10 protein-coding genes are annotated in these 13,551 nt (G+C 63.8%); 5 read left to right on the top strand and 5 right to left on the bottom strand.

Features of this window, described 5'->3' with window-relative positions; translation table 11 throughout:
- Positions 1–60 precede the first annotated feature (60 nt).
- Entirely contained in the window at positions 61–1,245 is a 1,185-nt protein-coding gene (dxr, locus tag U8330_RS19765; RefSeq protein WP_323106960.1) for a 1-deoxy-D-xylulose-5-phosphate reductoisomerase, read from the top strand.
- Positions 1,246–1,279: 34 nt separating this feature from the next.
- Here dxr and U8330_RS19760 read toward each other — a convergent pair whose 3' ends face one another.
- From U8330_RS19760 to U8330_RS19750, 3 genes are all read right to left on the bottom strand, one after another.
- A complete protein-coding gene (locus tag U8330_RS19760) occupies positions 1,280–1,777 on the bottom strand; it encodes a hypothetical protein (RefSeq protein WP_323106959.1) in 498 nt (165 codons plus the stop codon).
- A gap of 144 nt (positions 1,778–1,921) precedes the next feature.
- Positions 1,922–5,065 (bottom strand): efflux RND transporter permease subunit, encoded by a 3,144-nt coding sequence (locus tag U8330_RS19755; protein ID WP_323106958.1) that lies wholly within the window; start codon positions 5,063–5,065, stop codon positions 1,922–1,924.
- A gap of 9 nt (positions 5,066–5,074) precedes the next feature.
- On the bottom strand, positions 5,075–6,370 hold the full coding sequence (locus tag U8330_RS19750) for an efflux RND transporter periplasmic adaptor subunit (RefSeq protein WP_323106957.1): 1,296 nt from the start codon (positions 6,368–6,370) through the stop codon (positions 5,075–5,077).
- A gap of 245 nt (positions 6,371–6,615) precedes the next feature.
- On the opposite strand from U8330_RS19750, the gene U8330_RS19745 reads away from it, so the two are divergent.
- Positions 6,616–6,882 carry a hypothetical protein gene (locus U8330_RS19745; RefSeq protein WP_323106956.1) on the top strand — a complete coding sequence of 89 codons (267 nt, stop codon included), beginning with the start codon at positions 6,616–6,618 and terminating at the stop codon, positions 6,880–6,882.
- Between the two features lie 134 nt (positions 6,883–7,016).
- A complete protein-coding gene (locus U8330_RS19740) occupies positions 7,017–7,661 on the top strand; it encodes a ThuA domain-containing protein (protein WP_323106955.1) in 645 nt (214 codons plus the stop codon).
- Positions 7,662–7,672: 11 nt separating this feature from the next.
- Here U8330_RS19740 and U8330_RS19735 read toward each other — a convergent pair whose 3' ends face one another.
- On the bottom strand, positions 7,673–8,686 hold the full coding sequence (locus U8330_RS19735; protein WP_323106954.1) for an SMP-30/gluconolactonase/LRE family protein: 1,014 nt from the start codon (positions 8,684–8,686) through the stop codon (positions 7,673–7,675).
- A 617-nt stretch (positions 8,687–9,303) separates the two neighbouring features.
- On the opposite strand from U8330_RS19735, the gene gnd reads away from it, so the two are divergent.
- Positions 9,304–10,314 (top strand): phosphogluconate dehydrogenase (NAD(+)-dependent, decarboxylating), encoded by a 1,011-nt coding sequence (gene gnd, locus U8330_RS19730; protein WP_323106953.1) that lies wholly within the window; start codon positions 9,304–9,306, stop codon positions 10,312–10,314.
- 44 nt (positions 10,315–10,358) lie between these two features.
- Here the strand turns inward: gnd and U8330_RS19725 are convergent, their stop codons facing one another.
- Entirely contained in the window at positions 10,359–12,332 is a 1,974-nt protein-coding gene (locus U8330_RS19725) for an AI-2E family transporter (RefSeq protein WP_416236887.1), read from the bottom strand.
- A 289-nt stretch (positions 12,333–12,621) separates the two neighbouring features.
- On the opposite strand from U8330_RS19725, the gene U8330_RS19720 reads away from it, so the two are divergent.
- Positions 12,622–13,500 (top strand): ABC transporter substrate-binding protein, encoded by an 879-nt coding sequence (locus U8330_RS19720; protein ID WP_323106952.1) that lies wholly within the window; start codon positions 12,622–12,624, stop codon positions 13,498–13,500.
- Positions 13,501–13,551: the final 51 nt, after the last annotated feature.

Raw genomic sequence — 13,551 nt, 5'->3', positions numbered from 1 at the left:
AGAGGCCTGTCAGACTGCCTCCGGTCTGCCGGATCCGTCTTTCTCGAGGTCGCCTCTCACATGCCCCTTTCCACCCGTCAGCGCATCACCCTTCTCGGTTCCACAGGGTCGATCGGCTGCAGCACGCTCGATGTCGTCCAGCAACTGGGCGGACGTGATCGCTTTACCGTCGCCGCGTTGACCGGGCATGGCAATATCGAGCTCCTGGCCGAGCAGGCGCAGACCTTCGGCGCCGAACTGGCGGTCACCGCCGACGAGGGGCGTTACCAGGACCTGAAGGACGCGCTGTCCGGCACCGGCATCGAGGTGGCAGCCGGACCGTCCGGGCTGCAGGAGGCCGCAGCCCGCGAGGCGAGCTGGGTCATGGCGGCGATCGTTGGTACGGCGGGGCTCGCCCCGACGCTGGCTGCGGCTGCACGCGGCGCCGATATCGCGCTCGCCAACAAGGAATGCCTGGTCTCGGCCGGCGATCTCTTCGTGCAGGCGGTCCATCGTGGCGGAGGGACGCTGATTCCGGTCGATAGCGAGCATTCGGCTATCTTCCAGGCACTCGAAGACGACCAGCGCCACGCGGTCGAACGAATCGTACTTACGGCCTCCGGCGGCCCTTTCCGCAGCTGGACGCGGGATCAGATGGCCGGGGTTACCGTAGAGATCGCCCGAGCCCACCCCAATTGGTCGATGGGCCTGAAGATTTCGATCGGCAGTGCCTCCATGTTCAACAAGGCGCTCGAGATGATCGAGGCCAAGCATCTGTTCGACGTTCGGCCCGAGCAGATCGAAGTGATCGTCCACCCGCAATCGATCGTGCACTCCATGGTCGGCTATCGAGATGGATCGGTACTGGCACAGCTCGGCGCGCCGGACATGCGCACCGCGATCGGCTATGCGCTCACCTATCCGGATCGTCCGCCGCTCAACGTCGAGCGGCTGGACTTCGCCAAGCTCGCACGGCTGGATTTCGAGGCGCCGGACGAGATCCGTTTTCCGGCCTTGCGCTTGGCCCGGCTGGCCTTGACGCGTGGCGGCCTTCAAGGCGCGGTGATGAACGCGGCCGAAGAGATCGCCTTCCAGGCCTTCGTGGACGGGGCGATCGGCTTTCTGGATATGGCGGAGATCGCCGAGCTGGTAATGGAGACGATGACCGACTGGGCGCCGGCCACGGCGATGGACGACGTCTTTGCCGCCGATGCTGCGGCCAGGGGCCTCGCCCGCGAAGCGATCGCGCGCCGCAAGGCTGCCTGAGGCGAAGCTCGACTCCCCTCGTCGAGCGACGATGTCAGCCGGTGCTCGTCAGGCCTTCCTGCTTGGCGGCAAGCAGTTGCTGGATGGCGACGAGGCGTTCGCGCCGGTGACGGCAGAAGCTCGCCACAAGCCGGGCAAGCCGGCGAAGACGCATCGCCGGTGTCGGCCTCACGCGCAGCGGCTCCGGCAGCGTCAGGGTTGGCACGCTGAAGCGGCGCGCGGCGATGGCATCGATCCTGCGGAAAAACTGTTCGGCGTCGAAGACGCGCTTGCGCCCGCCGGCCCCATCCTCCCGCATATGCAGGAACACCTCGAAATTGACGACAGGCAGGTTGCCGGCTGCCCGCACCCGGCCGATGTCGGCAAGCATGGTCACCGCCATGGCAGGACGACCGCTGTTCGATGCCTGGCGCAACGGCTCCAGCGTGTTGACGATGGTGCTGCGAAGGCCGCGTGCGGCCAAGCGCGCAGCCAGCCACTGGGCGAGCTCAGGCTTGAGGAGTATCAGGATGTCGAGGCTCTGGTCTGTCATGCGATCGTCATGTCTCTTGCGATGATTCGCAATTTACACATTCGACGCGAGGACGCTTCCCCCTTTTTGTAGCAAAATGTTGCGCTGCAACAGCGCAGCGCGACTGCCTGCCTCTCTTCCCGAGCGGCAGGTTTGTTCACGCATTCAGCCAGCCGGCGCCGGTTCGGCCTTTTCCTCCGGCGCTGCACGGCGCTTGCCCTTGAAGATGCGGCGAACCGCGACGAAGAGCAGCGGAATGAAGAACACGCCGAGGAAGGTGGCCGCGATCATGCCGCCCATGACGCCGATGCCGATCGCGTTCTGCGCACCCGAACCGGCGCCGCTGGCAATGGCGAGCGGTGTGACGCCAAGAATAAAGGCGAAGGACGTCATCAAGATCGGACGCAGGCGCTGCCGGGACGCTTCCAGCGTGGCGTCGATCAGATCGCGGCCATGCTTTTCCTGCTGCTCGATCGCGAATTCGACGATGAGAATCGCATTCTTGGCGGCAAGGCCGATCGTGGTGAGCAGGCCGACCTTGAAATAGACGTCGTTCGATTCGCCGAAGATCGTTGCTGCCGCCAGGGCGCCGAAGATGCCGATCGGCACGGCCAGCATAACGGAAAAGGGGATCGACCAGCTTTCATAAAGCGCGGCCAGCGCCAGGAAGACCACAAGCGCCGAGATCAGGTAGAGCTGGGTCGCCTGGCTGCCCGAGAGCTTTTCCTGGGCCGAAAGGCCGGTCCATTCGAGCCGGAAGCCGGGGCCGAGCTCTTCGACGAGACGCTCCACCTCGCTCAGCGCCTCACCCGAGCTGACCCCCGGCGCGGCCGAACCCTGGATTTCGACTGCGGAGGAGCCGTTGTAGCGCTCCAGCCGCGGCGAGCCGAAGGACCAGTCTCCGCCGGCGAAGGCGGAGAAGGGCACCATGGCATTGTCCGAATTGCGCACGAACCAGCGGTCGAAATCTTCCGGCTGCATGCGGAAATCCGCGCCGGCCTGGATATAGACCGGCTTGATGCGGCCGCGATCGATGAAATCGTTGACATAGCGCCCGCCCCAGGCGGCCGACAGCGTGGCATCGATATCGGCCAGGCTGAGATTGAGCGCGCTGGCCTTTTCCTGGTCGATCTGCACGGAATATTGCGGCTGGTCGTCCTGGCCGTTCGGTCGCGTTCCGGTCAGCTTGTCGCTCTTGGCGGCCAGCCCGAGCAGCCTGTCGCGGGCGGCGATCAGGGCGGTGTGGCCCTGGCCGTTCACGTCCTGAAGGTAGAAGTCGAAGCCGCTGGAATTGCCGAAGCCCTGAATGGCCGGCGGGGCCAGCGCAAAGACCCGCCCATCCTTGATGGCGCCGAAGGCCTTGGAGGCGCGTCCGACGATGGCCGAGGCACGCTGGTCGGCCTCCGTGCGCTCGTCGAAAGGCTTCAGCTTGACGAAGGCCAGGGCGACATTCTGCCCGACACCGCCGAAGCCGAAGCCGACCGCGCCGAAGATGCCTTCGACATTGGCTTCTTCCTGCTTCAGATAGAAGTCTGTCACCTGCTTCATGACCCGCACTGTGCGATCCTGCGTGGCGCCGGGCGGCAGCTGGATGCTGGTCAGGAGGATGCCCTGGTCTTCCTCTGGCAGGAAGGAGGTAGGCAGCTTCGTGAAGAGATAGCCGGCGGCTGCGACGATGAGCAGGAAGCCCAGGAGAAAAATGGCCGGGCGGCGGATCATGCCGGCAACGCCGCGCTGGTAGCCATGGGTGGTGCGCTCGAAGCCGCGATTGAACCAGCCGGCCACGCCCTTGCGCTTGGCGTCGGGCTTGGGCTTCTTCAGGATGGTGGCGCAGAGCGCGGGCGTCAGGATCAGGGCCACCAGGACCGAGAGCACCATGGCCGAGACGATGGTGATCGAGAACTGGCGATAGATGACGCCGACGGAGCCGGAGAAAAAGGCCATGGGGATGAACACGGCCGATAGCACGGTGGCGATGCCGACCAGAGCGCCGGTGATTTCTTCCATCGAGCGGATCGTCGCTTCGCGGGGGCCGAGACCCTCCTCCTCCATGACACGCTCGACATTTTCGACCACCACGATCGCGTCATCGACGAGCAATCCGATGGCCAGCACCACCGCGAACATGGTGAGCGTGTTGATGGAATAGCCGAACACGGCCAAGACCCCGAAGGTGCCGAGCAGCACCACCGGAACCGCCAAGGTCGGGATGATGGTCGCGCGCCAGCTCTGGAGGAAGACCAGCATGACGACGAAGACGAGGACCACCGCCTCGATCAGCGTCTTGACGACATCCTCGATCGACAGCCGCACGAAGGGCGTCGTGTCGTTCGGATAGGTGACCTCGACATTGGGCGGCAGCGTGCCCTTGAGACCGTTGATCGCGTTGACCACGCCTTCCGCCGTGTCGAGCGCGTTGGCGCCGGAGGCAAGGTTGATGCCGATGCCGGCGGCGTTGCGGGCATTGTAGAGACCGAGCGTATCGTAGCTTTCGGCGCCAAGCTCGACGGTCGCGACATCGTTGAGGCGCACCAGCGCGCCATCCGGCTGGCTCTTGATGATGATGTTTTCGAACTGTTCGGGCGTCTGCAGCCGGCTCTTGGCCGTCACCGTGGCATTGAGCTGCTGGCCCTTGCGCTGCGGCAGGCCGCCGAGCTGCCCGGCGGAAACTTGCGTGTTCTGCGCCTCGATGGCGGTGGAGACATCGCTCGCCATCAGCGAATATTTGACCAGCTTTTCCGGATCGAGCCAGATGCGCATGGCGTAGCCGGAGCCGAAGATGCGCGTATCGCCAACGCCTTCGACGCGCTTGATCGTGTCGTTGAGCGTGCTGTCGATATAATCCGCGAGATCCAGCGAGCTGAGCGAGCCATCGGTCGAAACGAAGGCGGCGACCATCAGGAAGCCTGTGGCCGATTTTGCCACCGTGATGCCGTTTGCCTGCACCGATTGCGGCAGCTGCGATTGGACGAGCTGCAGCTTGTTCTGCACCTGCACTTGGGCGATGTCGGGATCGGCCGCACTGGTAAAGGTGACGGTGATCGAGGCCTGGCCGTTCGATTGCGAGGTCGAGGTGATGTAGTCGAGGTCGTCGATCCCGGTCATGCCCTGTTCGATGACCTTGGTCACCGAATTTTCCACTGTCGCCGCATCGGCACCGGGATAGGTCGCGCTGATCCGCACCGTGGTGGGCGCGATCTGCGGATATTGCGAGATCGAGAGCTGCAGGATCGCCAGCACGCCGGCGAGCATGATGACGATGGCGATGACCCAGGCAAAGATCGGCCGGTCGATGAAGAAGCGTGACATGACCGATCCTTATTTCGCGGCAACGGCGGTGGGCGCGACACCGGTTGTGGCATCCGCCTTCTTCTGCGGGGCCGTATCCGTCTGCGGCGATGCGTCCGGCCGGGCATCCGCCTGCTCGAGCTCGCCGGTCGAATCATTCACGACGACATCGCTTGCGGTGACCTCCTGATCGGGGCGCACGCGCTGGCCCCCTTCGACGATGACGCGCTCGCGATCCTTGATGCCCTGGGAGACCAGCCAGCTGTTGCCGATGCTCCTCTCGACGGTCAGAACCCGCTGCTCGACCTTGCCTGCCTCGGTCACAAACATGGCGGTCGGCTCGCCCTTGGTGTTGCGCGTCACCGCCCGCTGCGGCACCAGGAAACTGTTCGACCGGATGCCTTCCTGAATGGTCGCCCGGACATAGACGCCCGGCAGAAGCAGCTGGTCGGGATTGGGAAATTCCGCCCGCACGGTAACGGTGCCGGTGGTCTCGTTGACCGCGGCATCGAGGAATTCGATCCGTCCCACCTGGTCATATTGCGATCCGTCTTCCAGCGTCAGCCGAACGGTGACATTCGCGCCCGTCGTCTTCAGCCGCCCGTCCTCGATCGAGCGGCGCAGCTTCAGAAGGTTGGCGCTCGACTGGGTGATATCGACATTGATCGGGTTGATCTGGCGGATCGTGGTGAGCGCGGTCGTCTGATCCGCCGTCACCAGCGCGCCGACCGTGATACTGGACGCACCGACCCGTCCGGCGATCGGCGCGCGGATCTTGGTGTAGTCGAGGTTGATCCGCGCCGATTCGAGCGCGGCCTTGGCGGAAGCGACATCGGCCTGTGCCTGGACATATTCCGCCTGCGCCTGGTCGAAATCCTGCTGGCTGACGGCATCGCTGCGGCTCAAGCCCCGATAGCGGTCGAGCTTGGCCCTCGCACTCGGCAGCAGGCCCTCGGCCTTCTGGAGAACGGCCACCTGGCTGTCATAGGCGGCCTGATAGGTAGCGGGATCGATCTCGTAGAGAATATCGCCTTGCTTGACCGACCCGCCTTCCTGGAAATTGCGCGAGCGGATGATGCCGCCAACCTGTGGGCGCACCTCGGCGATGAGTGAGGCATTGGTGCGGCCTGGCAACTCGGCGGTGATGGCAACCGATGTCGGATGCAGCACCATGGTCGAGACTTCCGGCTTGACCGCGGGCGGCGCGGCCCCCGCCTGCTGCTGCTGCTCCTTCTGGTCGCTGCAGGCGGCAAGGGCGAGAAGACCGATCAAGGCACTGGCACGCAGCAGCGGCCGAAGCGGAGCAAGCGGACGGGAAGGAGACATTCGATGTCCTTGTCGGAAACTGACGGATTGGCGATCGGCGGCGCGCCGATGCGTCGAGGCTGCGCGGTCCAGCCCTTATTCGTCCGAAATTGAAAACGGATGCCTGAAGTCAAGGCGCGGGCGCTCAACAACTGGTGATGAGCGGTGACCAGGAACTTCCTTGGCCAGCCGCCGGTTGGTCAGCGACGAGCAAAGGCCGACGGAGCCGTGCTCGTTCCGATCCATCCTGAACACGGAGAGACACGATGAGCAGTTCCGAAACGACCGTCGATCACGACACGATCCGGGAATGGGCGGAGGCGCGCAACGGCCGGCCTTCCGTGATCCGCACCAAGGGGAAAGGCGGCATCCTCCGCCTCGATTTCGGCGAGAAGGAAGAGGATTTCGAGGAAATCGAGTGGGACGAGTTCTTCGCCATCTTCGACCGCAACAAGCTCGCCTTCCTCTACCAGGACAAGACGAAGGACGGCGAAACGAGCCGTTTCAACAAGTTCGTCGAGGGTGACAGCTAAGCCGCAGCGCCGCCGTCTCCACTGAGCAAGACAATAGCCTTGCGCCGACCGGCCTTGGCAAGCACGGCCGAAACACGCAGTCTCCATCGCGCGGCAGGAAGCGCATGCCGCGCGCATCCGGGAGGGGAAAAGCGATGACGAAGAAAGCCTTGATCTTTTGGGGTGGATGGGACGGGCATACGCCGCAACAGAGTGCGGCCGTGGTGCGCGACATGCTGACGGCGCACGGCATGTCGGTCACTGTCGAGCCTGGGACGGCCGTTCTTACCCGGGCGGATCTCTCGGCCTTCGACCTCATCGTGCCGATGATCACCATGTCGACCATCGAACCCGAGGAACTCAAGGCGCTGACGGCAGCGGTCGAGGCCGGGACGGGACTTGCCGGATTTCACGGAACGATGGGCGACAGTTTCCGCGCATCGCCGGACTACCAGCTCATGACCGGCGGACAATGGGTCGCCCATCCCGGCAATATCATCGACTATCGGATCGACATTACCCGCCCGGACGACCCGATCATGGCCGGCATCGACAGCTTCGACTATCGGTCGGAGCAGTATTACCTGCATGTGGATCCCGCCAACGAGGTGCTGGCGACGACGACCTTTTCAGGCGCGTATTTTCCCTCGATCGAGGGCGTCGTCATGCCGGTCGTCTGGAAGCGTCGTTATGGGAACGGGCGGGTGTTCTACAGCGCGCTCGGCCATACGGCGGAAGAATTTGCCGTGCCGCAGATGCGCCGGATCTTCGAGCGCGGCGCGCTCTGGGCCACGCGCTGAGGCAGGTCGCTTCAGGTCAAGCGGAAGGCCGCATCGACGCAGCCGCGGAACAGGCTGCGTACGATCATCGCACGTCCATCGACCTCGTTGCAGGGAAGGCCGACAGCTGCCGAGGTGATCAGCAGATTTTCCGCATTGCCGCCGATAAAGACGAGAGATGTCGGCTGGGCGGCCGGCAGGGTGATGGTTTTCTGCCAACGGCCGTTCGGTTCATAGGCATCGAGCGAGGCCGTGCCCCAGCGCACGTTCCACAGCGTGCCGCCCCGATCGACGACGCTGCCGTCGATCCCGCCGGGGCGATGGCTGCCATCGAAGAACACCTGCGGCAGACCGATCGGCAGGCCCGACTGCGGATCGAGCGCAACGCGGTAGATGACCCCGTCCGGGGTGTCCGCAAAGTAACCCGCTGTTCCATCAGGCGAGAAACAGATCGAGCTCGGCACGGTCAACCGGTCGAACAGCAGCTGCGCCTGGCCATTGCGCACGACGTGGATCATGCCGCAGCCATGGGCAGCGTCATGATGCATGCTGGCGATCCACAGCGATCCGCTCGGATGCACGCGCCCGCAATGGGTGCGCATCTTGGCCGAGGCCCCGGCATTCAGCGTCAGATACGGATGGAACCGGTCTTCGCCGCGGTCCCAGACATGCAAGCCGTCGTCCATGGCGACCAACGGATGCGCGCCATCCGTCGGCACCAGCAGACTGGCGCGTCCCGGCATGCGGATGGTTCTCGACACGCCCGTCTGAATGCTGCGTTCATGGAGAACCGGACACAGAAGATCGAACCACCAGGCGGTGTCCGTGTTCGGATCGTAACCGGCCCCCTCGCCCAGGCGGCAGGGTGCGGAGTCGAGCACCGCAATACGCCGCGCCGAGAAGGGCGTTTCGCACTGAGAAGGAAGGATGGAGTTGCTCTGTTCGGCTGAGATCACGAGCTGGGCCTGCCGCTGGTTTTCGCGTCGGTAGGACAAGCGCAGCGCACCGCCGGGAGAGGCTTGCTGCGAAGACGAGGGTTCGGACATGTCAATCGCGCCTGAGATGATTCCATGACGTCCGGACCATGCACGGGGGCAGCGCATCACAATGAAGCATGTCGTGCTTCGGCGCGACCGGTTGTAAAGACGTGTGATATAGTCCGTTCAGGAATATGAAGTCAACCTAAATTGCACTCCGCGCAGATATGATGCGATCGACGCGCGCCGCGGCCATCATGGCCAGGACCGGCGGCCCCTTCCCCCTCGGGATGCCTCACTCATCATCAGGGCCGCGCAGTCTGAAGCTAATCCCAACCGCTTTGAATCGCTATGGCGAGGATTCGCGATAGTCGAATCGGTTGAAGTCGTGGCAGGTACGCAACGTAGGTTGCGCATGGTCACTTAGGTCACGCCCAGGTATCCAAAGCGCTTTGGAAATTTGCCTATTACGTCATCCTGAGTTAACGCTTATTGAATGATGCCACTAAAACGTGTGCTCGCCTGACGAGTAGCCGTTCATAATGTCAGGACCTTATCGACCGCCACCAGGTGCTTTCGTCGCACCCGCTGCCGGTAGGCGAAATTTTCAGCTTTCCGTCATCGGCTCTTCGCCTACATCTCGTCCCATCGCCCTGATCGAACGGGCAAAGGACAGAGGATATTCCATGCAGATCGGAATGATGGGACTGGGCCGGATGGGCGCCAACATGGTGCGCCGCCTCCTGCGCGGCGGGCATGCGTGCGTCGTCTACGACATCAACCCCGCAAACGTCGAGGCCCTCGTCAGGGAAGGGGCAACGGGCGCCAGCTCGATCGAGGATCTGGTCTCGAAGCTTTCCAAGCCCGCCACAGTCTGGCTCATGCTGCCGGCCGCGATCACCGGCGAGAATGTGGAGCGCGTGGCGGGCCAGATGGTCCCGGGCGACATCATCATCGACGGCGGCAACTCCTTCTACCATGACGATGTCGATCGCGCCGAAGCGCTCTCGTCTCGGGAGATCAACTATCTCGATGTCGGCACCAGCGGCGGGGTCTGGGGGCTGGAGCGCGGCTATTGCCTGATGATCGGCGGGCCCGACCACGCGGTCGCCCATCTTGACCCGATCTTCGCAACGCTGTCTCCCGGCGGTACAGGGCGCACGGACGAGGACCGGGAAGCGCTGCGCACCGCAGACCGCGGCTATCTCCATTGCGGGCCGAGCGGCTCGGGCCATTTCGTCAAGATGGTGCATAACGGCATCGAATACGGCATGATGGCCGCCTATGCCGAAGGCATGAACCTGTTGAAGGCGGCCAATGCCGGCAAGCAGAGCCGCACGGCCGATGCCGAGACCAGCCCGCTGCAGCAGCCGAAATATTACCAGTTCGATCTCGACCTAGCCGCCATCGCCGAGGTCTGGCGCCATGGCAGCGTGGTCAGCTCCTGGCTGCTCGACCTGACGGCCGAAGCGCTGCGCCATGATCCGACGCTTGCCGATTTCGGCGGCCGTGTTTCGGATTCCGGCGAAGGCCGCTGGACGGTGAAGGCAGCGATCGACACCGGCGTCCCGGTCCCGGTGCTCTCTTCCGCCCTTTATCAGCGCTTCACCTCGCAGGGCGAATCCGAGTTTGCCGACAAGCTGCTCTCCGCCATGCGCTTCGCCTTCGGCGGACACCACGAAAAGCCGAAGAGCTGACGAAACGGGGGCGGGCCGACGGGTCCGCCCTCTCCGCCCGGCGATCAGCCGTTCGCCACCTGGCTCAGCCGCACGCGCGGCCGGGCAAGCCGGCGGGTCACCAGCTTCAGCTCGACCGCCTGCGCCTCGCTCAAGGCGGCGCGGACGGCGTCGGTCAGGCTCAAGACCGTGAAATCGGCATTGGTCTCTTCCGAGGTGATCCTCGGATGATCCTGTCCGTTGGCAAAGGGAATGAGCAGGCCGACACGAAGGCCGGGGTCAAGGCGCTTCAGCCGCCGTGTCAGATGCCGGGCATGGGATTTCGAATTGCCGTTCATGAAGGCGATCACCACCGTATCGATCCCCGTGATCGGCAGGTCGCGGGTGGATCGGTTTTCCTTGCCGTCGAGCGGCGCGGTCACCACCTCTGCTCCCTGAACCTCCAGCACCTGAGCAAGCATCGAGGCGGCGGCATCGTCGATGACGCCACGTCCGCCAAGGCACAGCACCCGGCGCCCGCGTCCGTCGGGCAGCTCCAGCTCGGCCTCGCCGTCCCCGGCAGTCTGCGCTGCCGGATCGGCACTGTCTTCCTCTTCCTCCCGCTCTTCCTCGTCGGCAATCTCGTCGAGATTCGTAACGAGCGTGCCGGCGCTGGCGGCAAACAGCCCCAGCTGCGTATCCGACATCACCCCGCGCTGGCGATCGAGTTCGCCGAGCATCAATGCGGGCAGACCGATCTTCTCGTAATAGTCGATCAGATAATCCTCTTCGAGGAAGTCTTCGGCATTGTCGGTCGCTTCGTTCGGATCGCCGGCCAGGAGACGCTGGTAGAGCTTTTCCTGCGGCTCCAGAACCGGCTCGTTGCCGAGAAGCACGTCAAGGAAGCTGAACTGCGGCACATAGCGGCCGAGCACGACGAGGCAGACGGTGAGCGGGGTGGACAGCATCAGCCCCAGAGGTCCCCAGAGCCAGGACCAGAAGATCGCCGAGATGATGATGGCGAGCGGCGAGAGTCCGGTATGGGCGCCATAGAGCCAGGGTTCGATGACATTGTTGCTGATCAGCTCGACGGTGATGAACAGCGCCGCAACCCAGAGCACGAGCGACCAACCCGGCGAAATGGCAAGCGCCAGGAAGAGCGGCAGGATCATCCCGATGACCGGGCCGATATAGGGCACGAAGCGCAGCACCAGGGTCAGCATGCCCCAGAGAATGGCGTTGGGAATGCCGAGCGCCCAAAGCCCGATCGTGATCGGGATGGCATAGAGCGCGTTGACGACCAGCTGCATGAGAAGATAGCGCCCGACCCGCTTGCCAGCGTCCTGCAGCGCTGCCGTCGTCCTGTGCAGGTCGCTCAGGCCCACAAGACGGATGAAGCGGTCCCGCAGCTCCTCGCGTTCCAGCAGCATGAAGATGACCAGCACGATGATCAGGCCGGCCGTGGCGAAGGGGTTGATCAGCGGCAGGATGAAGTTGCCCAGCGTCTGGATCGGGTTGGCGCGGGTGATGATCTCCACCGGCAGCGGTTCGCGCGCTTCCGGCATGGCGGGCACCGGCGCGGCGGCCTCATCCTTGCTTTCCACTGCCCGGTTCTGGATTTCCGTGCCGACGCGTTCCACCACCTGGCTCAGATGATCGAGCACGCCGCTGCCGGAACTGGCCGCCGCCAGAGCTTGAACCTTGGTGACGATGTTGCGCTGATAGGTTGGAATATTATCGGCAAGATTGGTCACTTGGGTGGCGACGACGACGCTGAAGATCCCGATCGCGCAGAAGGCGGAGGCGACAGCCAGGATGACGGCGGCGATCTTCGGCACCGAGCGCTTGCGCAGGAAGGAGACGATCGGCGCGAGCGTGAAGGTGAGCAGGAGAGACAGCGCCAGCGGAACGAAGATTTCCTGGCCGATCTTCAACACGGCCGCGACGCCGATCAGGATGACCAGCGTGCTGCCGGTAAACCGGCTGCGCGCGGAGGCATCGCGCCGCAGCGTGGCCCCCAGCGGCGTGCCGAAATTGCGTCCTGCACTGTCTGCCCCCACGTCAAGCCCCCTTGGAGCTGGTCATGACAGCTCTCCATTTCGTGATGATATGCAGAAACAGCCTCCGCCAGCCTTTCGTTCCGGCTGTGAAAAAAATTGTCGAGGCAAAGACCCGAGGCTGGAACTGTTTTCAAATGAGTCCACTAGCCATCGAAAAGGCCCGCTACATATGAGACGCTCAGGCCTTTAATGGGGTAGGGGCAGATGGGCGCGAGAGCCTGTTTGCCAAGCGGATCGATCCAAGGAGACAACGACCGTGCGCGTGAAAGCTGTTTTGTTCGGAACCGCCATGGCGGTATTTCTCTCTGCCGCCGCGTCACAGGCGCAGGTGGTCGTGTCCTCCAAGATCGACACGGAAGGCGGCGTGCTCGGCAACATCATCCTTGCCGTGCTCAATGCCAACAAGATCGAGACCACCGATCGCGTGCAGCTGGGCGCCACTCCGGTGGTGCGCAAGGCGATCACCGCCGGCGAGATCGACATCTATCCCGAATATACCGGCAATGCCGCCTTCTTCTTCGAAAAGTCCGAGGATCCTGCCTGGAAGGATGCCGCGAAGGCCTATGAGGAAGCCAAGAAGCTCGACTACGACGCCAACAAGATCGTCTGGCTGACCCCGTCTCCGGCCAACAACACCTGGGCGGTCGCCGTGCGCAAGGATGTCGCCGACGAGCACAGCCTGAAGAGCTTCTCCGATTTCGGCAAGTATGTTTCCTCCGGCGGCAAGGTCGTGCTCGCAGCCTCGTCGGAATTCGTCAATTCCGCGGCCGCCCTGCCGGCCTTCCAGACCACCTACGGCTTCACGCTGAAGCCCGACCAGCTGATCACGCTTTCGGGCGGCGACACGGCCGCCACCATCGCCGCCGCCGCCAACCAGACGAACGGCGCCAATGCCGCCATGGTCTATGGCACGGATGGCGGCATCGCCCCCTCGGGCCTCGTGGTGCTGGAAGACGACAAGGGCGTCCAGCCGGTCTATCAGCCGGCGCCGATCATCCGCGAAGCGGTTCTGAAGCAGCATCCCGAGATCGAAGCGCTGTTGAAGCCGGTCTTCGAAAAGCTTGATCTTGTCACGCTTCAGGATCTCAATGGGCGTGTTCAGGTCGGTGGCGAGCCGGCAAAGGCCGTTGCCGAGGACTTTTTGAAGAAGAACGGCTTCATCAAGTAAGGTCGATCGGGCAGCTTCCCGCCGGCTTCAGGGATGATGCCGACGGGAGGC

The organism is Rhizobium sp. CC-YZS058, assembly GCF_034720595.1.
In the GTDB taxonomy this organism is placed as follows: domain Bacteria; phylum Pseudomonadota; class Alphaproteobacteria; order Rhizobiales; family Rhizobiaceae; genus Ferranicluibacter.
Note: the sequence above shows the minus strand (reverse complement) of the source record. Positions and strands in the feature narration are given on the sequence as shown.

What these genes read in the sequence shown, in the direction of transcription:
- U8330_RS19755 (WP_323106958.1), bottom strand. Translation starts at nt 5,065, where the DNA reads ATGTCACGCTTCTTCATCGACCGGCCGATCTTTGCCTGGGTCATCGCC.
- dxr (WP_323106960.1), top strand. Translation starts at nt 61, where the DNA reads ATGCCCCTTTCCACCCGTCAGCGCATCACCCTTCTCGGTTCCACAGGG.
- U8330_RS19745 (WP_323106956.1), top strand. Translation starts at nt 6,616, where the DNA reads ATGAGCAGTTCCGAAACGACCGTCGATCACGACACGATCCGGGAATGG.
- gnd (WP_323106953.1), top strand. Translation starts at nt 9,304, where the DNA reads ATGCAGATCGGAATGATGGGACTGGGCCGGATGGGCGCCAACATGGTG.
- U8330_RS19735 (WP_323106954.1), bottom strand. Translation starts at nt 8,686, where the DNA reads ATGTCCGAACCCTCGTCTTCGCAGCAAGCCTCTCCCGGCGGTGCGCTG.
- U8330_RS19740 (WP_323106955.1), top strand. Translation starts at nt 7,017, where the DNA reads ATGACGAAGAAAGCCTTGATCTTTTGGGGTGGATGGGACGGGCATACG.
- U8330_RS19750 (WP_323106957.1), bottom strand. Translation starts at nt 6,370, where the DNA reads ATGTCTCCTTCCCGTCCGCTTGCTCCGCTTCGGCCGCTGCTGCGTGCC.
- U8330_RS19760 (WP_323106959.1), bottom strand. Translation starts at nt 1,777, where the DNA reads ATGACAGACCAGAGCCTCGACATCCTGATACTCCTCAAGCCTGAGCTC.
- U8330_RS19720 (WP_323106952.1), top strand. Translation starts at nt 12,622, where the DNA reads ATGGCGGTATTTCTCTCTGCCGCCGCGTCACAGGCGCAGGTGGTCGTG.